Annotated in this window: 27 protein-coding genes; 7 read left to right on the top strand and 20 right to left on the bottom strand. The window is 66.9% G+C overall.

Annotation, left to right across the window (positions count from 1 at the left end; translation table 11 throughout):
- Positions 1 to 5: 5 nt before the first annotated feature.
- Genes IE92_RS0106135 through IE92_RS0106125 form a run of 3 tightly spaced genes read right to left on the bottom strand, consistent with a single transcriptional unit; the run spans position 6 to position 3,214 of the window.
- Positions 6 to 989, bottom strand: a complete 984-nt coding sequence (locus IE92_RS0106135) for an alpha-ketoacid dehydrogenase subunit beta (protein WP_030147628.1) — start codon at positions 987 to 989, stop codon at positions 6 to 8.
- Positions 986 to 2,122: a thiamine pyrophosphate-dependent dehydrogenase E1 component subunit alpha gene (locus IE92_RS0106130; RefSeq protein ID WP_030147627.1), complete on the bottom strand. Its 1,137-nt coding sequence runs from the start codon at positions 2,120 to 2,122 to the stop codon at positions 986 to 988. Before IE92_RS0106130 ends, IE92_RS0106135 begins: the two co-directional genes overlap by 4 nt.
- A 12-nt stretch (positions 2,123 to 2,134) precedes the next feature.
- On the bottom strand, positions 2,135 to 3,214 hold the full coding sequence (locus IE92_RS0106125) for a histidinol-phosphate transaminase (RefSeq protein WP_030147626.1): 1,080 nt from the start codon (positions 3,212 to 3,214) through the stop codon (positions 2,135 to 2,137).
- Between the two features lie 102 nt (positions 3,215 to 3,316).
- On the opposite strand from IE92_RS0106125, the gene IE92_RS0106120 reads away from it, so the two are divergent.
- Genes IE92_RS0106120 through purB form a run of 3 tightly spaced genes read left to right on the top strand, consistent with a single transcriptional unit; the run spans position 3,317 to position 5,607 of the window.
- On the top strand, positions 3,317 to 3,712 hold the full coding sequence (locus IE92_RS0106120) for a phage holin family protein (RefSeq protein ID WP_030147625.1): 396 nt from the start codon (positions 3,317 to 3,319) through the stop codon (positions 3,710 to 3,712).
- Between the two features lie 9 nt (positions 3,713 to 3,721).
- A complete protein-coding gene (locus tag IE92_RS0106115) occupies positions 3,722 to 4,228 on the top strand; it encodes a low molecular weight protein-tyrosine-phosphatase (protein ID WP_281173589.1) in 507 nt (168 codons plus the stop codon).
- Positions 4,225 to 5,607, top strand: a complete 1,383-nt coding sequence (purB, locus tag IE92_RS0106110; protein WP_030147623.1) for an adenylosuccinate lyase — start codon at positions 4,225 to 4,227, stop codon at positions 5,605 to 5,607. The genes IE92_RS0106115 and purB overlap by 4 nt, the downstream gene beginning before the upstream one ends.
- Before the next feature lie 63 nt (positions 5,608 to 5,670).
- On the opposite strand, the gene IE92_RS0106105 is transcribed toward purB, so the two are convergent.
- From IE92_RS0106105 to dnaB, 4 genes are all read right to left on the bottom strand, one after another.
- Complete coding sequence (locus IE92_RS0106105) at positions 5,671 to 7,014, bottom strand: hypothetical protein (protein ID WP_030147622.1); 1,344 nt, start codon at positions 7,012 to 7,014, stop codon at positions 5,671 to 5,673.
- 130 nt (positions 7,015 to 7,144) lie between these two features.
- Positions 7,145 to 7,636, bottom strand: a complete 492-nt coding sequence (locus IE92_RS18735; protein ID WP_051701751.1) for an MntP/YtaF family protein — start codon at positions 7,634 to 7,636, stop codon at positions 7,145 to 7,147.
- A gap of 3 nt (positions 7,637 to 7,639) precedes the next feature.
- Positions 7,640 to 8,314 (bottom strand): DUF308 domain-containing protein, encoded by a 675-nt coding sequence (locus tag IE92_RS0106095; RefSeq protein WP_051701752.1) that lies wholly within the window; start codon positions 8,312 to 8,314, stop codon positions 7,640 to 7,642.
- 189 nt (positions 8,315 to 8,503) lie between these two features.
- Positions 8,504 to 9,877: a replicative DNA helicase gene (gene dnaB, locus IE92_RS0106090; protein ID WP_030147619.1), complete on the bottom strand. Its 1,374-nt coding sequence runs from the start codon at positions 9,875 to 9,877 to the stop codon at positions 8,504 to 8,506.
- Positions 9,878 to 10,367: 490 nt separating this feature from the next.
- Here dnaB and IE92_RS0106085 point away from each other — a divergent pair, with 490 nt between their 5' ends.
- Positions 10,368 to 11,693 carry a lipase family protein gene (locus IE92_RS0106085; RefSeq protein ID WP_051701753.1) on the top strand — a complete coding sequence of 442 codons (1,326 nt, stop codon included), beginning with the start codon at positions 10,368 to 10,370 and terminating at the stop codon, positions 11,691 to 11,693.
- A gap of 75 nt (positions 11,694 to 11,768) precedes the next feature.
- Here IE92_RS0106085 and rplI read toward each other — a convergent pair whose 3' ends face one another.
- From rplI to IE92_RS0106045, 7 genes are all read right to left on the bottom strand, one after another.
- Positions 11,769 to 12,221, bottom strand: coding sequence for a 50S ribosomal protein L9 (gene rplI, locus IE92_RS0106080; RefSeq protein ID WP_030147617.1), 453 nt, complete (start codon positions 12,219 to 12,221; stop codon positions 11,769 to 11,771).
- An 11-nt stretch (positions 12,222 to 12,232) separates the two neighbouring features.
- Positions 12,233 to 12,493, bottom strand: coding sequence for a 30S ribosomal protein S18 (gene rpsR / locus IE92_RS0106075; protein WP_030147616.1), 261 nt, complete (start codon positions 12,491 to 12,493; stop codon positions 12,233 to 12,235).
- A gap of 50 nt (positions 12,494 to 12,543) precedes the next feature.
- Positions 12,544 to 13,068 (bottom strand): single-stranded DNA-binding protein, encoded by a 525-nt coding sequence (locus IE92_RS0106070; protein ID WP_030147615.1) that lies wholly within the window; start codon positions 13,066 to 13,068, stop codon positions 12,544 to 12,546.
- A gap of 5 nt (positions 13,069 to 13,073) precedes the next feature.
- Positions 13,074 to 13,457 carry a 30S ribosomal protein S6 gene (gene rpsF / locus IE92_RS0106065; RefSeq protein WP_030147614.1) on the bottom strand — a complete coding sequence of 128 codons (384 nt, stop codon included), beginning with the start codon at positions 13,455 to 13,457 and terminating at the stop codon, positions 13,074 to 13,076.
- Between the two features lie 230 nt (positions 13,458 to 13,687).
- The gene (locus tag IE92_RS0106060; RefSeq protein ID WP_030147613.1) at positions 13,688 to 15,034 is read right to left on the bottom strand and encodes an ABC transporter substrate-binding protein; all 1,347 of its coding nucleotides are present in this window, start codon (positions 15,032 to 15,034) and stop codon (positions 13,688 to 13,690) included.
- 311 nt (positions 15,035 to 15,345) lie between these two features.
- A complete protein-coding gene (locus IE92_RS0106050) occupies positions 15,346 to 16,782 on the bottom strand; it encodes a CCA tRNA nucleotidyltransferase (protein WP_030147612.1) in 1,437 nt (478 codons plus the stop codon).
- 54 nt (positions 16,783 to 16,836) lie between these two features.
- Entirely contained in the window at positions 16,837 to 17,796 is a 960-nt protein-coding gene (locus IE92_RS0106045) for a LysR substrate-binding domain-containing protein (protein WP_051701754.1), read from the bottom strand.
- A 113-nt stretch (positions 17,797 to 17,909) separates the two neighbouring features.
- Here IE92_RS0106045 and IE92_RS0106035 point away from each other — a divergent pair, with 113 nt between their 5' ends.
- Positions 17,910 to 18,317, top strand: a complete 408-nt coding sequence (locus IE92_RS0106035; RefSeq protein ID WP_043321635.1) for a DUF5997 family protein — start codon at positions 17,910 to 17,912, stop codon at positions 18,315 to 18,317.
- Positions 18,318 to 18,392: 75 nt separating this feature from the next.
- Here IE92_RS0106035 and IE92_RS0106030 read toward each other — a convergent pair whose 3' ends face one another.
- Positions 18,393 to 18,875, bottom strand: coding sequence for a GNAT family N-acetyltransferase (locus IE92_RS0106030; RefSeq protein WP_081863993.1), 483 nt, complete (start codon positions 18,873 to 18,875; stop codon positions 18,393 to 18,395).
- Between the two features lie 239 nt (positions 18,876 to 19,114).
- Here IE92_RS0106030 and IE92_RS0106025 point away from each other — a divergent pair, with 239 nt between their 5' ends.
- The gene (locus tag IE92_RS0106025; protein WP_030147608.1) at positions 19,115 to 19,993 is read left to right on the top strand and encodes a chitosanase; all 879 of its coding nucleotides are present in this window, start codon (positions 19,115 to 19,117) and stop codon (positions 19,991 to 19,993) included.
- Here IE92_RS0106025 and IE92_RS0106020 read toward each other — a convergent pair.
- Entirely contained in the window at positions 19,990 to 20,487 is a 498-nt protein-coding gene (locus IE92_RS0106020; RefSeq protein WP_156027429.1) for a hypothetical protein, read from the bottom strand. The two genes, IE92_RS0106025 and IE92_RS0106020, sit on opposite strands and share 4 nt — an antisense overlap.
- A gap of 141 nt (positions 20,488 to 20,628) precedes the next feature.
- Complete coding sequence (locus IE92_RS0106015) at positions 20,629 to 21,900, bottom strand: M18 family aminopeptidase (RefSeq protein WP_030147606.1); 1,272 nt, start codon at positions 21,898 to 21,900, stop codon at positions 20,629 to 20,631.
- 103 nt (positions 21,901 to 22,003) lie between these two features.
- On the opposite strand from IE92_RS0106015, the gene IE92_RS16495 reads away from it, so the two are divergent.
- Positions 22,004 to 22,423 carry a DUF2809 domain-containing protein gene (locus IE92_RS16495; protein ID WP_051701755.1) on the top strand — a complete coding sequence of 140 codons (420 nt, stop codon included), beginning with the start codon at positions 22,004 to 22,006 and terminating at the stop codon, positions 22,421 to 22,423.
- A gap of 81 nt (positions 22,424 to 22,504) precedes the next feature.
- On the opposite strand, the gene IE92_RS16490 is transcribed toward IE92_RS16495, so the two are convergent.
- From IE92_RS16490 to IE92_RS0105995, 3 genes are read right to left on the bottom strand one after another with little or no spacing between them, the layout of a single operon-like run.
- Positions 22,505 to 22,999: a DUF2017 family protein gene (locus IE92_RS16490; protein WP_051701756.1), complete on the bottom strand. Its 495-nt coding sequence runs from the start codon at positions 22,997 to 22,999 to the stop codon at positions 22,505 to 22,507.
- The gene (gene clpS, locus IE92_RS0106000) at positions 22,996 to 23,292 is read right to left on the bottom strand and encodes an ATP-dependent Clp protease adapter ClpS (protein WP_051701757.1); all 297 of its coding nucleotides are present in this window, start codon (positions 23,290 to 23,292) and stop codon (positions 22,996 to 22,998) included. Before clpS ends, IE92_RS16490 begins: the two co-directional genes overlap by 4 nt.
- A gap of 29 nt (positions 23,293 to 23,321) precedes the next feature.
- Positions 23,322 to 24,245, bottom strand: coding sequence for a DnaJ domain-containing protein (locus tag IE92_RS0105995; protein WP_030147602.1), 924 nt, complete (start codon positions 24,243 to 24,245; stop codon positions 23,322 to 23,324).
- Between the last annotated feature and the right edge of the window lie 164 nt (positions 24,246 to 24,409).

Here is a 24,409-nt window from a genome sequence, read left to right as displayed (position 1 = left end):
TCCTTCTAGTACGCCAGGGCCCGGTCCACCGCGTCGAGTACGCGGTCGGCGTCGGGCAGGTACAGTCCTTCAAGTTTCGCAGCCGGGAACGGGGTGTCAAACCCCGACACCCGCAGCACGGGGGCCTCCAGCGAGTAGAACGCCTTCTCGGCCAGGGTCGCGGCGATCTCCGAACCCACCGAGGCGTTCTCGGGGGCCTCCTGGGCCACCACTACGCGGCCGGTCTTACGGGCGCTATCCAGCAGCGGGCCGTAGTCGATCGGGGAGATCGAACGCAGATCCACCACCTCGGCGCTGATGCCCTCACCCGCGGCCACCTCGGCGGCCTGCAGCAGCGTGGACACCATGGCGCCGTGGCCGATCAGGGTCACGTCGGTGCCCTCGCGGGCCACGCGGCTCTGGTGCAGGCCCAGCTGCGACTCGGTCAGGTTCACCTCGCCCTTGGGCCAGTACCGGCTCTTGGGCTCGAAGAACAGCACCGGGTCATTGCTCTGAATGGCCTCCTGGATCATCCAGTAGGCATCGTTCGGGGTCGAGGGGCTGACCACGCGCAGGCCCGCGGTGTGCGCGAAGTAAGCCTCGGGGCTCTCCTGGTGGTGTTCGACGGCGCCGATGTGCCCGCCGTAGGGGACCCGGATCACCACGGGCATCGACAGGGTGCCACCGTGACGGTTGGTCTGCTTGGCCAGCTGGGACACGATCTGGTCGAAGGCCGGGTAGATGAAGCCGTCGAACTGGATCTCGCACACCGGACGGTACCCGCGCATGGCCAGGCCGATCGCGGTGCCCACGATGCCGGATTCGGCCAGCGGGGTGTCCTGCACCCGGCGCGGTCCAAACTCGGCCTGCAAGCCCTCGGTGATGCGGAAGACGCCACCCAGCGGGCCGATGTCCTCACCCATCAACAGGACCTTCTCGTCCGCGGCGAGCGCGGCGCGCAGCCCGGCATTAAGCGCCTTGGCCATCGGCATGTTCACGATTTCGCTCATCGGTTGTCCTCCGTCATCGATGCCTCATACCGGGTCAGCCAGTCCGACTGCTCCCGCATGCGGGGGTGCTCCTCGGAGTACACGTGTTCAAACATGGTGGGGAAGTCGGGGGCTTCCAGGGCCAGGGTGCGAGCACGCACGTCGGCGCACAGATCCTTGGCATCCTCGGCGGCGCTGGTGAACAGCGACTCGGATGCACCCCGGGCCCGCAGGTAGGCCTCGAAGCGGACAATGGGGTCACGCTGACCCCACTCGGCGCGCTCCTCGTTGGTGCGGTACTTGGTGGGGTCATCGCTCGTGGTGTGCGCACCCATCCGGTAGGTCATTGCCTCGATGAAGCGCGGACCCTGGCCCACGCGGGCCTCGTCCAGGAACTGCGAGGTGACCGCATAGCTGGCCAGCACGTCGTTGCCATCGATCTGCACGCTGGGCAGGCCGAAGCCCGCGCCGCGCAGGTATAGCGGGGTGCGCGACTGCACCGAAACCGGGACCGAGATGGCCCACTGGTTGTTCTGCAGGAAGAAGACCTGCGGGGTCTGGTGGCTCGCGGCGAAGACCAGGGCCTCGCTCACATCGCCCTCGGAGGTCGATCCGTCGCCGAAGTAGACGATCGTGGCCTCGTCGGTCTCGACATTGCCGGTGCCGCTGGCACCGTCGAAGAGCTGCCCCATCGCGTAGCCGGTGGCGTGCAGGGTCTGCGAGCCGAGGACCAGCGTGTAGAGGTGGAAGTTGCCGTTTTTGGGATCGGTGGGATCCCATCCACCCAGGGTCACCCCGCGCATCAGGCTGAGGATGTTCACCGGGTCGACCCCGCGGATCATGCCCACGACGTGCTCGCGGTAGGAGGGGAAGATGTGGTCCTGCGGACGGGCGGCGTGGGCCGAGCCCACCTGCGCACCCTCCTGGCCCTCGCTCGGCGGGAACAGGGCCATCTCGCCCTGACGCTGCAGGTTGGTGGCCTCGCGGTCAAACGCCCGCACCGAGACCATGTCGCGGTAGAAGCGCTCATGGTGGGCATCGGTCAGGCTGTCCAGGCGCGCCAGGAAGGGTTCGGCGGCCGGGGTCGGCGCGAAGGTGCCGTCGGCGCTCAGGAACCGTACCGGCTCCGGGGCTTGTTCGGTGTGAAGAGTCATGATGTTCTCCGGTTAGGCTGCTCGGGCCGGGTGGCCGGCGGGCAGCTCGGATAGGATCTCCGCCGCCGTGGCGAGGAGGGGGGCGAGGGATTCTTCCTCGCCGATGCTGATCCGCACGCCGTCTCCGGCGAAGGGCCGGGTAACCAGCCCCGCGTCGAAGAAGCGCTCGGCCGCATCGAAGGTGTGCTCGCCCAGGGCGAGCCAGATGAAGTTGGATTCGCTGGCGGGAATGTTCCAGCCCTGCTCGCGCAGCGCGGCGATCAGGGTGCCGCGACGACGGGCGATGGCCTCGACCCGCTCCAGCAGCTCGGCCTCGGCCTGAAGGGAGGCGTGGGCGGCGGCCTGAGCGACACCGGTGACGGCCAGCGGGATCGCGGTCGCCCGGGCGGCATCCAGGATGGCCTCGGGCCCGGTGGCCCAGCCCACCCGCAGACCCGCCAGGCCATAAGCCTTGGAGAAGGTTCGCAGGATCACCAGGTTGGGGTAGCGGCCGACCAGGGTACGGCCGTCCACGGCCTCCGGGTCGCGCACAAACTCGGCATAGGCCTCATCCAGCAGGACCAGCAGGTCGCTCGGGACCGCGTCCATGAAGGTTGCAAACTCCTCGGCGGTCACGGTCACGCCGGTGGGGTTATTGGGGCTACAGACGATTGCCACGCGGGTGCGCGGGGTGATCGCGGCGGCCAGGGCCTCCAGATCGTGGCCCCCGTCGGCACGGTTGGGCACCTGCACGGAGGTGGCACCGGCCACGGTCACCATGGTCGGATACGCCTCGAATGAGCGCCAGGCATAGGCGACCTCGTCGCCGGGACCGGCGGCGGCCAGGATGAACTGCTGCAGCAGCGCCACCGAACCCGATCCGATGATGACCTCATCCGCGGTGGTACCCAGGCGTGCGGCCAGCGCGCCACGCAGTGAGGCGGCAGTGGCGTCGGGGTAGCGGTTGATTTCCAGCTCGGCCGTCACCGCGGCCAGCACGGCGGGCAGTGGGGCGAAGGGATTCTCGTTGCTGGAAAGCTTGAAGGCGTCGTCGCTCGCGGGACGTCCCTGCCGGTAAACCGGCGAGGCCAGGATCTCCGGCCTCAGCTTCACAGATGTTCGTTGTACGTTATCCACCACCAAAGTCTATTCATCCGCCGATACCGGCGCTGGAATGTAGTGCGACTCGCCGCAAGAACTGCGATAGTGGAGCATATGGGAAATTTTCTCCTGCGATTAATCACCAACGCGATTGCGATTTGGCTCACCACGCTGCTGCTGAGCGGCGTCACCGTGCGCCCGTTTTCGGATGACCAGTGGTGGCAGATTGGGCTCAGCTATCTGATCGTTGCCTTCATCTTTGCGGTGGTCAACGGCATCCTGGGCACCATCGTGAAGATCGTGGCGATTCCGCTCTACGTGATCACGCTGGGGCTCATTTCGTTTGTGATCAACGGGGTGCTGCTGCTGATCGTCGCATCCGTCACCGAGTGGTTCGGATTCGGCCTGCGGGTCGAGAACCTGGGCTGGGCGATCCTCGGCGCCATCGTGATTTCGATCATCAACGCGATCATCGGCGCCATCCTGCGCCCCCAGCAAAGACGACGCTAGGCCGTGTCCGTGCCCGCGCAGCCATTCGCGATTAACTTTGTCTGCTCCGGCAATATCTGCCGGTCCCCGATGGCCGAGGTCATCCTGCGAGGGCTCGCCGAGGAGGCGGGGCTGGCCTCCTCGCTGCGGATCATCTCCACCGGCACCGGCGACTGGCACGTGGGGGAGCAGGCCGACCATCGCACGATCGCCGCCCTCGCCCGGCACGGCTACGACGGCAGCGCCCACCGTGCCCAGAAGTTTCAGCCCGAACACTACGACGAGTTCGATCTGCTGGTGGCCCTGGATCGCAGCCATGAACGCGTGCTGCGCGCCGGTGCCCCCACCCCCGAGGACGCCGATAAGGTGGCGCTCCTGCTGAGTTTTGATAGCGCGCAGGCTCATCTGCGCGATGTTCCCGACCCCTATTATGCGGACGATGCGGTGTTTGACGCGGTTTTTGTCATGATTAGGAAGGCGTGCGAACAACTTTTTCGCCAAATACAACCCGCGATCCGAGCAGGAGCCTCTCGATGACCTCACTTCCCATCCAGCCCCTCAGCCCCCTCGATGGCCGCTATCAGGCCGCCGTCAGCGGCCTGGGCGAGTACCTCAGCGAGGCCGGCCTGAACCGCGCCCGCGTTCAGGTTGAGGTGGAATGGCTGATCGCGCTGACCGGTCGCGGTGCCTTCGGGACCTCGCCGCTGAGCGATGAGCAGATCGATGCGCTGCGCGCCCTGTACACCGAGTTCTCGCAGGCCGACATCGAGTGGCTGGCCGAGAAGGAGGCCGTGACCCGGCACGATGTGAAGGCCGTGGAGTACCTGGTGCGTCACCGCCTGAGCGAGCTGGGTCTCGACAGCATTGCCGAGCTGACCCACTTCGCCTGCACCAGCGAGGACATCAACAACCTCTCCTATGCGCTGACCGTCTCCGCCGCCGTGCAGGAGGTCTGGCTGCCCGGCCTGCGTCGCGTGATCGACATCCTGCGCGAGCTGGCCCACGAGCACCGCGACGCGGCGATGCTCTCGCACACCCACGGCCAGCCGGCGACCCCGAGCACCATGGGCCGTGAGCTCGCGGTGACCGCCTGGCGTCTGGAGCGGATCGTCACCCAGATCCAGCAGACCGAGTACCTGGGCAAGTTCTCCGGTGCCACCGGCACCTTCTCCGCCCACGTGGTGGCCGAGCCCGAGGCTAACTGGCCCGCGCTGTCGAAGGAGTTCGTCGAGGGTCTGGGGCTCACCTGGAACCCGCTGACCACCCAGATCGAGTCCCACGACTGGCAGGCCGAGCTGTACGGCAAGGTGTCCCACGCCAACCGCGTGCTGCACAACCTGGCAACCGACATCTGGACCTACATCTCGATGGGCTACTTCACCCAGATCCCGCAGGCGGGCGCCACCGGCTCCTCGACCATGCCGCATAAGATCAACCCGATCCGCTTCGAGAACGCCGAGGCCAACCTCGAGCTCTCCAGCGCGATCCTCGACTCGCTCGCCGCGACCCTGGTGACCTCGCGCATGCAGCGCGACCTGACCGACTCGAGCGCCCAGCGCAACATCGGCGTGGGCTTCGGCCACTCGCTGCTGGCCCTGGACAACCTGGCCCGCGGACTGCGCGAAATCTCGCTGAACCGTGCGGCCCTGCTGGCCGACCTCGACGCCAACTGGGAGATCCTGGGCGAGGCGATCCAGACCGTGATCCGCGCCGAGGTGGCCGCCGGACGCTCCTCGATCGAGGACCCGTACGCGCTGCTCAAGGAACTCACCCGCGGCAAGCGCATCGGCCAGGCCGACCTGATCGCGTTTGTGGAGAAGCTGGAAATCGGCGACGAGGCCAAGGCCCGCCTGCTTGCGCTGACCCCCGCGACCTACGTGGGACTGTCGGCCGAGCTGGTGGACTTCCTGCCCTAATCGGCAACCACGCACGCGGCCTCGGGGATTCCCGGGGCCGCGTTTGTGTTGTGGGGCGGCCGGCTATGCGGGCAGCGGTGCCCGGTCGGGTTCGGTGGCGGGTACAAGCTCCGCGGGGCGGCGCAGCAGCTCCAGCAGGATGATCACCGCCAGGCCACCCACGAGGGTCCAGATCACCAGGCCCACGGTAAGCGGACGCCCCCAGATCAGGATCGCCGCGGCCCCCAGGGCCAGCACAATCCGGATCGTCGGCGCGAGCAGGCTCAGGCGACGGCCAAACCGGCCGGTTCCGATGCCGTGCCGATCTCCGAAGGACCGAGCCCGGGTGAACAGGACTGTGCTCGCACCGCGCAGGGTCCGGGGCGTGCGCCAGGGACCGGTCCACCAGGCGATGATCCCCACCAGCAGGGCGATGATCGACACGGTGATCGACAGATCCCGGGTAAACCCGATCCCGGTTTCCAGCACCAGGTGGGCCACCGGAACCGAGCCCAGGCTGGCACCGAGGCTCGGGGTCAGCACGCTCACGCCGATGTTCAGGGCCAGCACCACCAGGAGCAGCACCCCGGCGAGCAGTCCGGCACCCCACAGCACCGCGGACCGACGCCTGGGTGCCAGCAGGACGCCACCGAGAAGCGCGAGCAGCCCCAGGGGTGCAAGCCAGGCTCCCGCGGCCTGCAGGAGGGCGTAGCCGGGACGCAGGCGGGCCAGCTCATCGGCCTGCACCAGAACCAGCGTGCGATCCACCGTGGGGATCGCCGCGGCAATCCCGACCCCCTCGCTCTGCAGCCGAGACTTGACCGCATCGATGATCGGGCCGAGCTGGACGCCGAGACTGCCGTCGCTGCCCAGGGTGAGCAGGGAGTTTTCGGTGCCCGAGAGCGCCGCCACCACCTCGCGATGCGTATGGGTGAGCAGACCCGTGGCGAGCTGGGTGAAGGCGGGGGAGGCGATCAGCTCGTCCACCGTGCGCTCGATCAGCCCGTTCATCCCGGCCACCGCGACGCCCTGCAACGCGTTCAGGGCGGTGCGAGCGCGCTCGGGGACATCAAGATTCCCCAGCCCCTCAAAGGCGCTGGCCGTCAGGGACGGGAGATCCGCGGCGTCGATGATCGCCTGGCTGACCTCGCTCGCGATCAGGGATCGCACCTCGGGTTCGGCCAGCAGCGGCTCGAAGGTGTCCACAAACACCTCGGTTTGGGCGGTTTGGGTGGCCGCCCAGTTGGCCACGATGGCGACCGGGGCAAGCAGGGCCCCGAGCGCCAGCAGCACACCGGCGCCGATCCAGCGCAGGCGTCGCCCGGCGGATCGAGTTCCCCGCAGGCGCGCGTTTTCGGCCTCCAGGCCGGCCAGGCGGGCGTGCAGGGTCGCGTTCTCGGCGGATTGTGGTGCTGCGTTCTCGCTCATCGGTGCAAGCGTAGCGCGGGCCGAGCGCCGCGCCTATGCCCACGTTCACGCGCCACCGTCCCGAAACCACGAAGCCCGCGATCCGAATCGGCGTTCGGGTCGCGGGCGAGGGTGGGTGCGCGGGTGATGCCTAGTGGGCGCGGGGGCGCTGGTCGCCCTCGGTGTCCTGCGCGTGAATGTCGCGGGCCTCGAAGTCATCGGGCTTGATCGCCAGCGAGAACATCGCGATTCCGATCAGCCCCACGATGAAGGCGACGCCGCCGAGAATGAGACCGAGCATCGGCTCCCGGGAGGCGTAGGCGGCGATCAGACCGGTGAATCCACCGAAGATCAGGGCGATCACCAGCAGCTCCACCGGACGCAGAATCTCGCGACGGGTGGGCTTGCGCGGCGGCACCGGAGCGACCTGCGCGGCCGCGTCAAACGCGTTTGCGGTCTCCGCGGCCGGAGCCTCGCCGGCGGGCTGAGCGTCCGCAGCGGGCTGGGAACCCGAGGCGGGCTCGGCATTCGTGGCGGGCCGTGCGTCCGAGCCGGGCTGGGCTGCGGTGCCGGGCACCGATTCCGGAGCGGCGGGTGCCGCCGGGGTGGTTTCGGGCTCCTGGTCGGCTGCGGGGGAGGTCATGTACTAGTCGCCTTTCGAGACGGAAACTGCGGGGACCACCTTGGCGGCCGGGGCCCATTTCAGGGAGAGTGCGGCGATCGCCTGGTAGGCAGCGACGATGGCCGCATACGCTCCAAACAGGCCGACGGTCATGATCGAGGCGTTCAGCACACCCGGAGGGGTCTTGCCGTCACCACCGAAGTTGTGAACGTAGTCCGGACGCACCAGCAGCACGGCGACTGCCAGCAGCAGGGTGAACGCCCCCACGGCGATCCAGTCGCGGGCAATGCCCAGGCGTCCGCGGGCGCGCAGCCCGCCAACAAGCTCGAGCACACCGCTGATCAGCGCCCATCCGGCGATCAGGCCGAGCAGGCCGATCAGGTGCGCGGCGGGGGAGGTCAGCAAGATCAGCAGGGCGGCGATGCCGGCAACCACGCCGACCGCGCCCTGTGCGCGGGTCGCACCGCGGCCGAACCGAACGGGCACGTTGCGGGCACCCCAGATCAGCTGGATGAGTCCCTCGATCAGCGCATACGCGGCGAATGCCGTGAGACCCAGCTGCGGGGAGTGGTCGCTGGAGAAGGTGATGACCAGCGCCACCACGGCCGCAATCACCGCACGCGAGAGCGGCAGCAGCCAGCTCCCGGAGGGCAGCGCGGGCGGGGTATCGCCGGTGTGAACGGCTTCGGACGTGGCCACGACTTATCCTCTTTCCCAGGATTTATACGATCCCACCCAGTCTACGCCAGCCAGCGCGCAACGCCGCCCGCGAGCACGTACACCTCCGCCCGCAAAATTCGGGTCTCGAAACAGGCTGTGGTGCCTAGGAACCCAAGGCGAGGTCCGCGAACCCCGGGAACAGAGCGTGCCCGAGAATCGCTGGCGCGCCTAGGAACCGGGGGCGAGGTCGGCGAAGCGGGAGAAGTGCCCGTGGAACGCCACGGTCACATCCCGGGTGGGACCGTTACGGTGCTTGGCCACGATCAGGTCGGCCTCACCCGCGCGCGGGTTGTCGCGGTCATACGCGCTTTCGCGGTGCAGCAGGATGACCATGTCGGCGTCCTGCTCAAGCGAACCGGACTCACGCAGGTCCGAGATTGCGGGCTTCTTGTCCGCGCGCTGCTCGGGTCCACGGTTCAGCTGCGACAGCGCGATCACCGGCACCTGAAGCTCCTTGGCCATCAGCTTGAGCGATCGCGAGAACTCCGACACCTCCTGCTGGCGGCTTTCCACCCGCTTACCCGAGGTCATCAGCTGCAGGTAGTCGATCACGACGAGCTTGAGGCCCACCTTCTGCTTGAGCCGGCGGCACTTGGCGCGGATCTCCACCAGGGTCATGTTGGGGCTGTCGTCGATGTAGAGCGGGGCATCGTTGATCTTGCCGCGGGTCGCGGCGATCTTGGTCCAGTCGCGCTGGTCCACGGTTCCCTTACGCATGTTCTGCAGCGGAACCGAGGCCTCGGCGGCCATCAGACGCATCGCGATCTCGGCGCGACCCATTTCCAGGGAGAAGAAGATCGAGGGCATGTTGTTGCCGATCGAGGCGGCGCGGGCGAAGTCGAGCGCCAGCGTGGACTTACCCAGGGCCGGACGTGCGGCCACCAGGATCAGCTGGCCGGGGTGGAAGCCGTTGGTGAGCTCGTCCATCTCGACAAAGCCGGTGGGCACACCGGTCATCTGGCCGTCCTTGCCGGCGGCGGCCTCGATCTCGTCGATCGCGGCACCGAGGGCATCGGTCAGGGGGACATAGTCTTCGGTGTCGACGTTGCCGTTGACCGCGTAGATCTCGGCCTGGGCGTTGTTGACCAGGTCGAGTGCCTCGCCCTCACCCTGGTACCCCATCTGCACGATCCGGGTCCCGGCCTCCACCAGGCGGCGCAGCAGCGCACGCTCGGCGACGATGCTCGCGTAGTACCCGGCGTTGGCCGCGGTGGGGACCAGGCTGGTGAGCGAGTGCAGGTAGTCGGCACCGCCGGCACGGGAGAGCTCACCCTGCTTGATCAGCTCGTCGGTCACGGCGATCACATCGGTGGGTTCACCGTGCGAGTAGAGCGAGAGAATCGCGTCGTAGATGATCTCGTGCTTGGGCACGTAGAAGTCGGTTCCGCGGACGGTCTCGACCACATCGGCCACGGCGTCCTTGGACAGCAGCATGCCGCCCAGGGCCGACTGCTCGGCAAGCAGATCGTGGGGCGGGGTACGCTCGGCACGCGAGCCTTCGCCCAGGCCCGGGTCCGACAGGCCAAGATCCGCAATAGACACCGATTTACTCCTTCACGCCGGGCGCGATAACCGCCGTGTCGACCATCGTCGCGCGGTATAAGCACACCACGGACCACCGACACCGGACCCCTGCACCGGCCGGAGAATTCGGGCCGCGAGAGGGATCCTCGACCACGCTACGGGAGCACCCCCACGAATCACAAATACACCTGTGGATAACTCTGTGGAGAATCTGCGGGAAACTCCGCAACCATTGTGCACAACCTGTGGGGGATCCTGTGGATAAGAAAAAAGTTTAGCCATATATATGTGGATAACCAGGGGTTTTATCTCTCCACATGGATGTGGGAAAAACTCTCTCCACCGATGGATGAATGTTGCCGTCATACACAGCCCTCGTGTGCACAACTACTTGACCGCGGCCGATTGGTGCCGTAGATTACGGCGTTCCATTTGCCGGACGTTCGTTTTCCTCACACACCGGTCTGATTCACTCCTCCCACATCACACCCCTAACCTCGGAGGATCGATGAGGATCACCGCTTCACGCACCACCCTGTACGCCGGTTCCCTCGCCCTGCTACTTGCCGGAACCCTGTTTGTCCCCGCCGTCGGTGCCCACGCCGCGCCGGGCACCGCACCGCCCGCGGATCCGCCCTCGGGTCCGCCCGCGGCTGTCGCTCCGAAGCCCGGGGAGGCGTCGCTGGATGCCCGGAGTCTCGCCCGCGAGGTGGATCGCTCCTTCTACGAGGTGCCCACCCCCATCCCCGCGACGCCGGGCCGACTGATCCGGCAGCAACCCATCGACGCCAAGCTCTATACCGAAAACCTTCGCGTTCCGGCCCAGGCCGAGGTGATCATGTACTCCAGCACCTCCACGGATGGCACCCCCACCGTGGTGACCGGCACCGTGTTTACCCCCTGGAACGCCTATTCGGGCACCGGAGAACGACCCCTCGTCACCCTCGCCCCGGGCACCCAGGGCCTCGGAGCCGACTGCGCCCCCTCGCGTCAGTTTGTGGCGGGCACCGAGTATGAGGCGTTCCAGGTCACCGCGCTGCTCCTGGCCGGGTATTCGGTGGTGGTCACCGACTATGAGGGCATGGGCACCACCCTGGACGCGACCTATCTCGCGCGCGTGAGCCAGGCAAACGCGGTCCTGGACGCCGCGCGGGCCGCCCCGCAGACCGGGCTTCCCTCGATCAGCGCCACGTCTCCGGTGATGCTCTACGGCTACTCGCAGGGCGGGGGCGCGAGCGCGGCCGCCGCCGAGCGCGCGGCCGCGTATGCGCCGGAACTGCCGATCCTCGGCGGATATGCGGGCGGCGTGCCCGCCAACCTGCACGCGGTAGCCGGCTACGTTCAGGAACGGCCCGCGGGATCCATTCTGCTCTTCGCCCTGACCTCGATCGGAGATCTCGCCGGGATTAGCGCCGATAACTATCTCAACGCGGCCGGACTCGAGGCTCGCGCCTGGGCGGCCGATAACTGCGTGAGTCCCACCAGCGATCGCTACGGCACCACCCCGCTGCGATCGCTCACCACGAGCGGCGAGTCGGTCACCGAGCTGATCGACCGTGTCCCCGAATACTCCCGGGTGATCGACGAGCAGACCATTGGCCGGGGCACACCCACCTTCCCGATGCTGATCGGGCAGAGCCCCGCCGATGACATCATCCCCGCCGGACAGTCCGCCGACCTGGTCTCGCAGTGGTGCTCCCGCGGAGCCCCGATCACCAGCGTCCAGGCCCCCGCGGTGGGCCACGGAGTCGCCGCGGCCATGCTGGTCCCCGACGCCCTGTGGTTCCTCCACAAGCTGGTCGAGCACCATCCCGCCCCCTCAACCTGCGGCTAGCCCTAAACAACGCAAAACGGCCCCGGATCCAAGATCCGGGGCCGTTTTGGCGATGCACCCCGAGGGGTGAATCAACTACTTAGCGGCTACCACCTGAAGGGTGATGGTCGCGCTAACCTCGTCGTGCAGACGAACCAGGACCTTGTGGTCACCGGTTGCCTTGATCGCGTTGGGGATCTCGACCTTACGCTTGTCGATCTCGCCAGCGCCCGCAGCCGAAACGGCGGCGGCGATGTCAGCGGTCTTCACCGAACCGAACAGGCGGCCTTCGCGACCGGCCTTGACGGTCAGCTTGACCTTGCCCTGCTCCAGGTTTGCCTTGAGCGCCTGAGCGTCCTCGAGGTTGTGCAGTGCACGAGCGGCGCGAGCCGCCTTGATCTGCTCAACCTGCTTCTCGCCACCGCGAGTCCAGACAACAGCAAAGCCCTTGGGCACGAGGTAGTTACGGGCAAAGCCGTTCTTCACCTCGATAACGTCCCCGGGGGCACCGAGACCGGTGACCTCGTGGGTCAGAATTACCTTCGACATTTGCTTACTCCTTAGCGGCCGGAGCCGGCGTAGGGGAGAAGAGCCATCTCACGTGCGTTCTTGACGGCACGTGCGATGAGGCGCTGCTCCTGGACGGAAACACCGGTGATGCGACGGGCGCGGATCTTTCCACGCTCGGAGATGAACTTGCGCAGGGTTGCGACATCCTTGTAGTCGATGACGCCGACGCGGATAGCCTTCGCGGGAGCGACGACCTTTGCGCCCTTACCGCGGGCAGGCTTGCGGCCAGGGCCGCCAGACTTTCCAGCCATAATGATTTCCTTAGTGTGCTACCTCGAGCCGAAGGCTCGAAGAAAATTTCTTAGAAGGGAGTGTCGTCCCCGAAGGTGCCGGGAGTGTTCCAGGCATCTGCTCCGGAGGACGCGTTGTTCGACGGCGCGTTGTTGTACGACGGCGCGGCACTGGCCCAGGGCTCATCCGATACGGCACCCTGCTGCGGGGAGCGAGCTCCACCGCCGGAGGACTGTGCACGGGTGACCTGAGCGGTTGCGTACCGCAGCGACGGACCGATCTCGTCAACTTCAAGCTCGATCGCGGTGCGCTTTTCGCCTTCCTTCGTCTCATAGGAACGCTGCTTCAGGCGACCGGTCGCGATGACACGGCTTCCCTTGCTCAGCGATCCGGCGACGTGCTCGGCAAACTCGCGCCAGACCGAAGCGCGGAGGAACAGCGCTTCGCCGTCCTTCCACTCGTTCGACTGACGATCGAAGTTACGCGGGGTCGATGCGATCGTAAAGTTGGCGACCGCCAGCCCGGACTGCGTGTAGCGCAGCTCCGGGTCCGAGGTGAGGTTTCCCACCACGGTAATGATCGTTTCGCCGGCCATCGAAACTACTCGGCCTTCGCCTCGGCCGACTGGGCCTTAGCGGCAGCACGGGCGGCCTTGGCGCTTGCGCGCTCGGCTTCCACGGCAACCTGAGCGATTGCTTCCTCGGCACGCAGCACCTTGGTGCGCATGACGGCCTCGGACAGCTTGAGCTGACGGTCCAGCTCAGTGGTCGCGGCAGCGGTAGCGGTGAAGTCGACGACAGCGTAGATGCCTTCGGCCTTCTTGTTGATCTCGTACGCCAGACGACGACGGCCCCAGATGTCAACCTTTTCGATGGTTCCACCATCGTTGCGGATGACGTTCAGGAACTTGTCGAGGCTCGGTGCAACCGTGCGCTCGTCAATCTCCGGGTCGAGAATAACCATGAGTTCATACTGATGCGTCACTAACCCACCTCCTTCGGACTCGAACGGCCACAGGATTTCTGTGACAGGAGGGTTCTGCATCGTTGCCGATCCTCGCCCCAGAAGGGGGCTTAAATGGACAACTTGCTCAGTCTACTTGATTTTGACCGCGCGTGTCGCCCCTGTGGACAACTCCACCGCGTTATCCGGCCTGTGGAAAGCACGACACCCCGTTTCCCAGAGGGGAACGGGGTGTCGTGAATGCGGATGAACTAGCCGTTGACGGCCACGTTTCCGGCGTCCTGAGCCTTCTTCAGGCCCTCCTTGACGTCGAGCTTGCCCTCGAAGATCTCGTTGAACAGCGGGGTGTAGGCCTCCTGACCCGCCACAAACTTGCCCCCGTGGAAGGGCGGAATGGTCTTACCGTCCTTGATCACGTCGAAGAACGGGGCCACGTTGGTGTCCTTGCCCTTCCAGTAGTCAAAGAACTTCGCCTGGGCATCCACCACCGCGGGGACGTGGGTGCCCTCGCGACCGATGAAGGTGGCACCCTGGGTGGACCCGAGCCAGGCCAGCAGCTTCTTGATCGCCGGCTGCTTGGCCTTATCGGCGTTGGCGTTACCGGCCACGGCGATGCCGTTGGTCACCGAGACGCGGCCCTCGGGACCGGCGGGGAGCATCGCGACGCCCCACTTGAACCCGGCCTGCTCGGAGACGGTCTTGAGGTTGTAGATCCCCGACTGGAAGGTGGCCAGCTTGCCCGCGAGGAACTGATCGCGCACCACGTCGGTGTTGGCACTGGTTTCGGCGGCGGGCGGGGCGACCTTGGAGACGTTGATCGCGTCAACCACGTACTTAATCGCCTCGGCGGAGGCCGGGTTGGCGAAGGTGAACGCGTCGCCGTCCTGGAACTCGCCCCCGTTGGAGCCGATGAACGGAAGGATGATGGCTTGGCCGTCATTGTTGAGGCTCGTGCCATAGGTCACCGCGGTACCGTCATAGCCCTCGGCCCCGGCGGCCACCCCGGCGGCATCCCGGGTGAGTGCCTGGGCGGTCTTCAGGTAGGTGTCCTGTTCCGGGTTGGGGTCCCAGGTGAGGTCGTTCAGGGTCTTGGGGTCCACCCCGGCGGCGCTCAGCAGATCGGCGTTGTAGTAGACGGCGATGCCGGCGTCGTAGAGCTGGGGGACACCCCAGAGCTTGCCCGAGCGGGTGTACTGATCCACCACACTGGGCTCCCAGTCACCCTTGGCACCGTCGCCGAGGGTGGCACCGATGTCCAGCAGGTTACCGCTGTCCACATAGGCCGGGTAGCTCGAGGCGTTGATCCAGAACAGGTCGTCGGCGCTCTTGGCGGCCACGTCCTTGCGTAGGGTGGTCCAGTAGTCGCTCCAGGCAACCGTCTTCACGTTGACCTTGATGTCCGAGTTTTCCTTTTCGAAGGCATCAAATGACTGGCGGTAGGACTTGGCCACGGCCTCATCCCAGACACGCACGGTCAGCTCGGTACCCTCGCCGCTCCCGCTGGCGGAGTCGGAGGCGCCATTCGTCCCCGAGCACGCGGAGAGGAGCAGCGCGGCGGCACCGATGATGGCGGCCGCGGAGAGCTTTTTTCGGATCATGGAGGTTTACGTCCTTCGTTCGTTCCAGGTGAACGTGGGCCCGGCATCGGCCGGGAAGGTCCCACCGTCGAGGGGGATAAAAAACAGTGGTGACGAACACCTGGATTCGTCACCACGATCACGAAAAACGTGACACTTTCGTTAACTATTTCATCGTTGCCGCGCTATTGACAAGGCAGCATCGACGTAATCAGTCACCGAAATCCACCCGGCGCACCCCGAAAAAACCCGCCATTCCGGGGAACAGGGTCACCGAACCCCGGCCGAAAAACAATTTCGAATCCGACCCGATCAGGACACCAGGGGCGAAATTACTCGCCGGACTCGCGAGCCGCCCACCACGCGTGCAGGCGCTCGGCCGCAACCTCGGGCCCGAGGGGTCCCTCGTCCAGGCGAAGCTCCAACAGCCAGCGATACGCCTCACCCACCTCGCGACCCGGGGCGATACCCAGGATCTGCTGAATCTGGTTGCCGTCGAGGTCCGGACGCACGGCGTCCAACTCCTCCTGCTCGGCCAGCTCGGCGATGCGCGCCTCAAGATCGTCATAGGCAAAGGCCAACCGGTCGGCCTTGCGGCGGTTCCGGGTGGTCACATCGGCGCGGGTCAGCATGTGCAGGCGCTCCAGCAGATCGCCGGCGTCGCGCACGTATCGGCGCACGGCGGAGTCCGCCCAGGCCGCCTCGGTGTACCCGAAGAAGCGCATGTGCAGCTCGACCAGGCGACCCACGGCCTTGATCGTCGCGGTGTCATAGCGCAGCGCCCCCAGGCGCTTCTTGGCGAGCTTGGAACCCACCAGATCGTGGTGGTAGAAGGTCACGGTGCCGCCGGGCCCCAGCTTGCGGGTGGCCGGCTTGCCGATGTCGTGCAGCAGCGCGGCCCAGCGCAGCACCAGGTCGGGCTCGGCCCCGGGGTGGCGCTCATGCTCGTAGCTGATGGCCTGCTCCAGCACCGTCAGTGAGTGCTGGTAAACGTCCTTATGGTGGTGGTGCTCATCGGCTTCCAGGCGCAGCGCGGGCAGCTCGGGCAGCACGATGTCCGCGATTCCGGTGTCTACCAGGAGCTCGATGCCCGGACGCGGATTATCGGTCAGCAGCAGCTTGCTCAGCTCGGCCTGGACCCGCTCGGCGGAGATGTTCTCGATCGAGGCGGTCATCTCGGTAATCGCGGCGCGGGCATCCTCGTCCACGGTGAAATCCAGCTGGGAGGAGAATCGGGCGGCCCGCATCATTCGCAGCGGGTCATCGCCGAAGCTCACGGCGGGCTCGATCGGGGTACGCAGGGTGTGATCGGCCAGGTCCTGGAAGCCGCCGGTGGGGTCCTCGAGCGCGATCTGCGGCAGACGCAGCGCCATCGCGTTGACGGTGAAGTCGCGGCGGCTGAGATCACCGGTCAGGGTGTCCCCGAAGGCCACCACGGGCTTGCGGGTCACGCCGTCGTAGGTGTCGGCGCGGTAGGTGGTGATCTCGATCGTTTCACCGTGGATGCGAGCACCGATGGTCCCGAACTCGCGGCCGATGTCCCACTGGGCGTCGGAGATCGGGGTCACGATGCGCAGGATGTCATCCGGACGCGCGTTGGTGGTGAAATCGAAGTCGTTGACCGTACGACCGAGGATCGCATCGCGAACCGGACCACCCACGAGTGCCAGCTCATACTCCGCCTCGGCAAACGCGCGCGACAGGGTCGACACGATCGGGGAAGCGGCGAGTTTTTCCAGCCGCTCGAGGGCTTCAGCCATTCTCACCATGCGGGCAATTCTACTAGGCACCCCGACACCACGCGGCACCGGGGGCCGCGGGATCTAGCGGCGACCGCGCTTCTTGCTTGCGGGTTTGCGCGGCTGACGCGGGCGGAACGGCGCGGGCTTTTTGCTCTGCTGCTGGGCGGGCTTCTTCTTTGCGGGCTTTTCGGGTTCGGGTTCGGCCCGGCCCCGCGAGCTGTTGGCGGTGCGTCCACGGACGATGCCCACGAAGTCCTCAACGCGTTCGGCGCGCACGGCGTCGTCCTCGTCGATGCGCCAGGCGATCCCGATCTCGGTGGGGGCAACCCCGCTCACGCGGCGGTGTTTGACGTCCTTACGGTCGTGCAGGCGGGCGAGGGACTGCGGCAGGATCACGAAACCGATGCCCGCGGCAACCAGCTCGATCGCATCCGATACCCGATCGGGGGAGGGCAGGTCCGGGCGGGTACCCTCGAGCATCTCGGTGCCGATCTCTGCCCAGCCGGGCACCTCGCTCGGATCCTGGATCAGGTGCAGGTCGGCCAGCTCGGCCAGGCCCACATCGGCGCGCTCAAGCAGCTCGTGACCCTTGGGCAGCACCACCATCGGGGTTTCCTCGTAGAGCTTGATCAGGTGCAGGTCATCCCCGCGATCAAAGGGGAGACGCACAAAGCTCACGTCGGCCAGGTTTTCGGTGAGCACCCGGCGCTGATCCTCACGCTCCCCCATGGTGAAGGAGGTGCGGACGCGGGCGTTGCGCTCGGTCCAGGCCGTGCCCCACTTGCCCAGCGAGACCCCGGATACATAGGCGATACGGAAGTCGGCGGGCGGCGCATCCACCGGGGTGGGTTCGCCGGATGCGGCGGGAGCGGCGGATGCCTCGGGGGCGGCGGATGCCTCGGAGGCGGCGGATGCCTCGGGGGCGGCGGGGAGCGAATCGGCTGCCTGATCGGCACCGGCCACGGGCGCGGAAATCGCGGACGTGGACTCGGCCGGATCGCTGGATTCCGAAACCGATTCCGGGTTCTGGTGCTCGCTCACGGTGCCTCCCTGGGTCTGCGTGCCCCCACACGGACGGGAACACCACCTCCAGAGTACGGCAGGGATCGCCCCGAAAATTTCTGCAACCCCGCAATCACGGTTACCCTAAGAGCATGAGCGAGCAGAACATGAAACCCGCGACCGCGGCAAAGAAGCTCGGAATCTACCTCCAGGCCACGCCTGAGGCATTCCAAGCCGAGCCGATCACCCGCGAGGCCTTCCTCGCGCTTCAGCAGACCCCTCCGGAGTGGCTGACCGAACTGCGCCTGAACGGTCCGCACCCGCGGACCGAGGTGGCCCGCAAGCTCGGCGTTTCGGTATCGGGCCTGTCCCGTGCCGGGATGGCCGACGCCGCCCTGACCACCGCCGAGATCAAGGAGCTGCTCACCAACCCGCCGGCATGGCTGGTCACCGAGCGTGCCACCCAGGCCGAGGTGCGCGCCGTCAACCAGCGCACCAACGAGCGCAACGAGGGTCGCAAGATCCTCGCCGCCGAGCGGGCAGCCGAAGAGCAGAAGTAGCCCACAACGCAGAAAGCGGCGCCCGGATCCAACAGGATCCGGGCGCCGCTTCGTGCGTTCCGAGTAACAAGCGGGCTAGGCGGCGGGCTCCATCGTCAGGACGTTGGATTCGGCGGGGATGAGGTCCGGGACGGCCTCCATGATGCGTTCGGCCCGGCGACCGGGGCGCACCATCGAGGTATGGGTCGGTTCCACAAACCCGAACTTGCTATACAGGCCGTGGGCGCTGGAGGTAAACAGGGTCCAGCGGAAATCTCGACCCGGACCGTTTTCGATCATTTCCTCCACGAGCAATCGACCCAGATTATGGCCGCGATGTTCGGGGAGAACGTAGACATCGGCAAGGTAGGCATCGTTGATGCCATCGGAGACGGCACGGGCAAAACCAATCTGGTTGCCGTGCTCGGTATACACACCCACCACGCGCCATGCGCCGCGAATCTGCGCCTCGACGTCCTCACGGGTACGCCACCGGTGCCAGGGTGCCTGGGTAGACAAAAACTCCCAAATCGCGCCGAGGTCCAGGCGCGACGGATCGGAATCAAACTCGTAGTTCACGATTTATTTTCACACCCCGACGGTGACACTCCGGTGAATGTGAAATGAACACTGGAGAGGGGGCGCGGCGCACCCGGTTCCCGCCCCCTCGAACACCCCCGAAATCCGCGGCGTGGCGGGGATCCGAGGGTCCCGGATGGGTCCCCAAAAAATTCGAAATCCGAGTTTTTGCATCACGGCGTGCCGCGCACCGCGAGTAGTCTGAGAATCCCTGCTGAATCGCTCTCAAAGGACGGCTGATGTTCACTTCCGCAAAACCCTCCTCCACCCGATCCGGATGGGTGGGCGCCGCGATGCTGGGTGCCGCGATTCTGACGTTGACCGCGGGATGCTCGCTGCTGCCCAAAATCCCTCAGCCGGCGATCGAGTCCGCCTCGGAATCGGTGGCCCCCGAGCAGAAGGCGCCGGAGGCGACGCTGAACGATCCCCGACTCAAGGACATCGCGATGCAGCTGGTATCCAGCGCCGAGAATTCCACGCTGGACTGGAAGGATCAGTACGGCTATATCGAAGACATCGAGGATGGCCGCGGATTCACCGCCGGGATCATCGGCTTCACCAGCGGCACCGGTGATCTCCTCGAGGTGGTGCGGGCCTACACCCGGACGGTTCCGGGCAATCCGCTGGCGCCGTTCATTCCCGCGCTGGAGAAGGTCAACGGCACCGACTCCCACGACGGGCTCGGACCGGATTTTGAGCAGGCCTGGACCGATGCGGCCGACGATCCGAAGTTCCGTGCCGCCCAGGATGCCGAGCGGGACAGGGAGTATTTTGACCCGGCGGTATCCCTCGCGGTGGCCGACGGCCTGCGCCCGCTGGGCCAGTTTGCCTACTACGACGCGGCCGTGGTGCACGGCACCGAGGGGGATGAGGTGAGCCTCGAGGGCATCCGAAAGACCGCGATGAAAAAGGCTAAGACCCCCGCCCAGGGCGGCGACGAAAAGACGTACCTGAACGCATTCCTCGACGCCCGCGTCGCGGCGATGAAAACCGAGGAGGCTCACGATGACACCTCGCGCATCGACACCGCGCAGCGGGTGTTCCTCAAGGCCGGCAACTACGATCTGACCACTCCGCTGGAGTGGCGCACCTATGGGGATCGCTACCGGATCGACTAGGGAGCAGGCGTCGAGACGGCTTTTCTCTCCAGAAAGAGAGAGGCCACGCACAGCACGGCCCCGAGAGCGGCGGTAGTCGCGCCGGTCGCACCGGCCACCACGTAGGCCGCGAATCCCGACTCCGACAGGCTCAGCGTGTCGGGCACGGGGACATCGGACACGATGGTGGTGAGCAGGACGATAACCAGCAGGGTCGCTCCGGCCGAGAACAGCGGCCATCCGGGGGTGATGGCCCGGAATCGGGTGGACCCTCGCAACAGTGCCCAGGCGAAGAGAGCGCCAAGCAGAATCATGCCCAAAACCGGCAGCAGGGTTCGCCGTGGCTCGGCGGTGGTGACGTCGACCAGATTCCAGCTGACCACCAATCCCTCCTGCCGAGCCCGCTCGTGGAAGCTTAGGAAACCTAGCAGGGGCAGATAGATCAGGGCAGCAAGCACACCGACCAGAGCTCCTAATATTCTCTGCTTGACCACGGATTTTACTCCCTCGCTCACGTGCTGGCGACGCTACCAGCGAGGATCAGCGGTGTCGAGGGTACGCGGTTCCGACAAGCGAATTTTCAGCGGATTGACACCCTCGGCCACACGCACCGAAGGCCCGCCCCGGATCGGGACGGGCCTTCGGTCTGTGCGTGATTAGGCGCCGGCGAAGAAGGCGCCGATGGCGCCGGAGAGCGCGATCGGGTCGTTCACGTGGCACAGCTCGCGGGCCGAGTGCATCGAGAGCAGCGGCACCCCGACGTCCACGGTGCGGATGCCCAGGCGGGTCGCGGTGAGCGGGCCGATGGTCGAACCACACGGCACCGTGTTGTTCGAGACGAACTCCTGGTAGTTCACCCCGGCGGCCTCGCAGGCCCGGGCGAACAGCGCGGCACCGTGCGCGTCGGTCGCGTAGCGCTGGTTGGCGTTGATCTTCAGCAGCGGACCGGATCCGGCCAGCGGACGCACCGCGGGGTCGTGCATCTCCCCGTAGTTGGGGTGCACCGAGTGGCCGGCATCCGCCGAGAGGCACCAGGATGCGGCATAGGCGCGGGCCACGTCGGTGCCGGTGGCCCCGAGGCCCAGCGCAATGCGCTCGGTGATCTCGGCGAGCAGCGGTCCACTGGCACCCGAGCGGGTTTCCGAACCGAGTTCCTCGTGGTCGAATGCGGCGAGCATCACGATGTGCGCGGGATCGGCAGCCAGGGTCTCCAGGGCGTGCAGGCCGGCCCAGACCGAGGAGAGGTTGTCCATCCGGCCGGCGGCAAACAGCTCACCGTTCTGGCCGAAGCGCGCGGGGGCCTGGGTGTCGGCGGTCAGGATGTCATAGCCGGCCACCTCGGCGGCTTCGACGCCGGCGAGCGCCGCCAGGTGCGCCACCAGGTCGGCGGTGGAGCGATCACCCACGCCGTACACGGGCTGGGTGTGACGCTGACGGTTCAGAGTCAGCCCGTTGTTGGCCTCGCGGTCCAGATGGATCGCCAGCTGCGGGATGCGCAGGTACGGTCCGGTGCGCACCAGGTGCTCGCTGCCGTCGCGCAGAACCAGGCGTCCGGCGAGCTCCAGCTCGCGGTCGAGCCAGGAGTTCAGCAGCGGGCCGCCGTAGACCTCGACCCCGGCCTGCAGCCAGCCGTCGGATCCGGTGCTCGGCTTGGGCTTGAGCTTGAACCCGGGGGAGTCGGTGTGGGCACCCAGGATGCGGAAGCCGGTGGTCGCGGTCGCGCCCTCGGGCTGGATCCAGGCCACCAGCGCGCCATCCCGGATCACCAGGTAGCGGCCGGCCTCGGTGGGCCAGGCGTCGGCCTCGTCCAGCCGGGTGAATCCGGCTCCCTCGAGCCGGGCGGCCCCCGCCGCGGCCGCGTGATAGGAGGAGGGGGAGGCCTGAATGAAGGCACCAAAGTCCGCGATGAGCTCGTCAGTGTTGTGCATGCCCTCCATCCAATCACTGTTCGGGGCGGCGCGGGGAATCCATGTGACCCGTGCGTTTTCCCAGCCGGGGCACGCTAGCCTGAACGCTCACGAGAGGAACCCCGTGCACACTTCCGATTCACGTCCCCTGCCGCGCCGTCGCCGCGGGCTGCTGATCGCGCTGGTGGCCTGTGTGGCGCTGGGTCTCGCGGTGACAAAGCTGGGCAGCGGCGAGGTCGCCGGGTTCGCCGGAGACGCCCTGTATGCGGTGGCCGCGTACCTGGCGATCGGGATTCTCTGGGTTCGGCTGCGCCCGATCCCACTGGGCCTTGTCACCGTGGTGATCTGCTGGGCGATCGAATTCTTTCAGGCCACCGGGATTCCGCTGCGACTGGCCGAGCAGTGGATCGGCTGGCGCTATCTGCTGGGCACCACCTTCAACGGGGTGGACCTGATCGCCTACCTGTTGGGCGGCGTCCTCATTGCCGCACTGGATACCTGGTGGCGATCGCGAGCCACGGCACTCGGATCACACCGTCCCTAGCCGTGGGGCACCCAACGCAGGGTCGCCGGCAGATCCGCCGTGTTATCGAGGCCCGAACCCGGGTGATTCCGCGGTGAGAACCTAACCTTTCGCCAGCCTGCCCGACTCCTCATCGCCGCGCACCAGCGCCAGCACCAGGGACTCCTGCAGGTAGCCGAGCCAGTCATACAGGCCCGTCAGCGGTTCATCGGGGTCGGCCTCGGGGGTCTGCGTGGTGATGCTCAGGCGTTCGGCGAGGACCTGACGCAGATCGCCAAGCGCGCGCATCACGGTCTCGGCATCCGCGCGGGAGAGTGCGGGCGCGGGATCGGCGGGGATCGTGTCCGCGAGCAGCCGGGCACCGTGAATGCGGGCATCGTCGAGGTCGCCGCGGGTCAGCCGGCGAAACTCCGCCGAGGCCTCGGCATCCTCCGGGTAGGCGTCGGGATAGAGGCGTTCGGCCACCGGATCGGTGGGATCCTCAAGCACCTCGATCAGCTGGGTCGCCAGATCGGAGAGGATCGCCCGCTCGTGCTCCTCGAGCAGCAGCGTGAAGCCGTTGTGATCCAGGTGCACGGCACCGATGCTCACGCTCACGCCCCGGTCCCCGCATCACCGGCGCGTACGGTGGCCCACAGACCGAAGCCGTGCATCGCCTGCACGTGCATCTCGGCGGCCTCGCGTCCGGCCCGGGCCACGACCGCGCTGCCCTCGTTGTGTACGGCAAGCATCCGTTCCTCGGCCTGCTCGGTACTCATACCGAAGTGGCTGCGGAACACAAAGGAGACATAGCTCATCAGGTTGACCGGGTCATCCCAGACCACGACCTCCCAGGGCGTCTCGGCGAGCGCCGCCGGGGCGCGGTCTAGCAGCTGCTGGGTGTCGGTCATCACCCCTTAAGAATAGGCGCGGGTGCGGCCTAGAGGAATCGGATACCCGCCTGGAGCACGCTGCGCAGCTCGAATACGTCGCTCAGGCTGCCGTGCGCCATCCCGGGGATGCCGGTGCGCAGCACGTGGCCGAGCAGCGAGCGCTGCACCACCAGGGTGCTCGCGTGGCGTCCGCGACCCACGGCCACGATGCCGTCCTCCATCGAATTGTCGGGGACCACGATCAGCACGCCGGTGAACTTGACCCGGAGGTCCTTGGCGAAGGCCCGCGCGGTGCGGGTGGTGCGGCGAACCGGCAGTTCCAACGGACCAATATTTTCGCCCTGAAGCTCGCCGCGCTTGAGCACAATCCGGCCGCCCCAGTCCTCGGAGGCGATCGCAAACAGTCCGGCGGGGCCGAGGACCACGTGATCCAGCGCCCCCTCGTTCCCGGCGGCCACATCGCTCCACATCGTGAAACCCATACCCAGGTCGGTGATCTGCCGGGCGGTGGCCTCCTCGGCGAGCGCCTTGGCCAGCTCGCGGCGGATCTCCGGGGGAGCGGTCCGCACCAGGCGGGCCTCATAGGGGTCGGGGATGTCGACGCCGCGCCCCACCCACTCGCGCAGCATCCCCAGATAGCGCTCGCGCGCCCGGCCGCCGGGGTGTCCGTAGGTGCGCGCCTTGGGGCGCGAATCCTGCCGCGGCGGACGCGGGGCCGCCGACCAGGTGGCCCCGGGCTCGGCGGGGGAGGAGGTCGAGGAGGATCCGCGATCATAGGACGCACGCGCCTCGATGGTGCCCACCAGTTCCCAGGCACGCTGTACCTCGTCAAACGCGGCGGCGCTGCCTCCGGTGTCCGGGTGGGTCTCGCGGGCGCGACGACGGTAGGCCCGGCGCAGGTCGTCCTCGCTCGCCGATCCGGCCACTCCGAGGACCTCATACGGGGTCCGTTCGGCGGGGCTAGTACTCATGGTGCTCCTTGAAACAGACGGCCGGGGACCGATCCAGGCTACCGGGCGCGGCGGGAAGAAACGTAGCGGGAGGCGCGGATAAAACGTCTCACCCCTCCATTCTGTGGTGTTCTCCGCCGCACTCGGGCCCCATTCCGCCCTCGGCGTAAGGCCGCGGGCGTTAT

The sequence above is a fragment of the Mycetocola saprophilus genome (genome assembly GCF_000718085.1).
Classification (GTDB): Bacteria; Actinomycetota; Actinomycetes; order Actinomycetales; family Microbacteriaceae; genus Mycetocola; species Mycetocola saprophilus.
The sequence above is the reverse complement of the archived record's forward strand: the minus strand, read 5'-3'. Positions and strand labels throughout refer to the sequence as shown.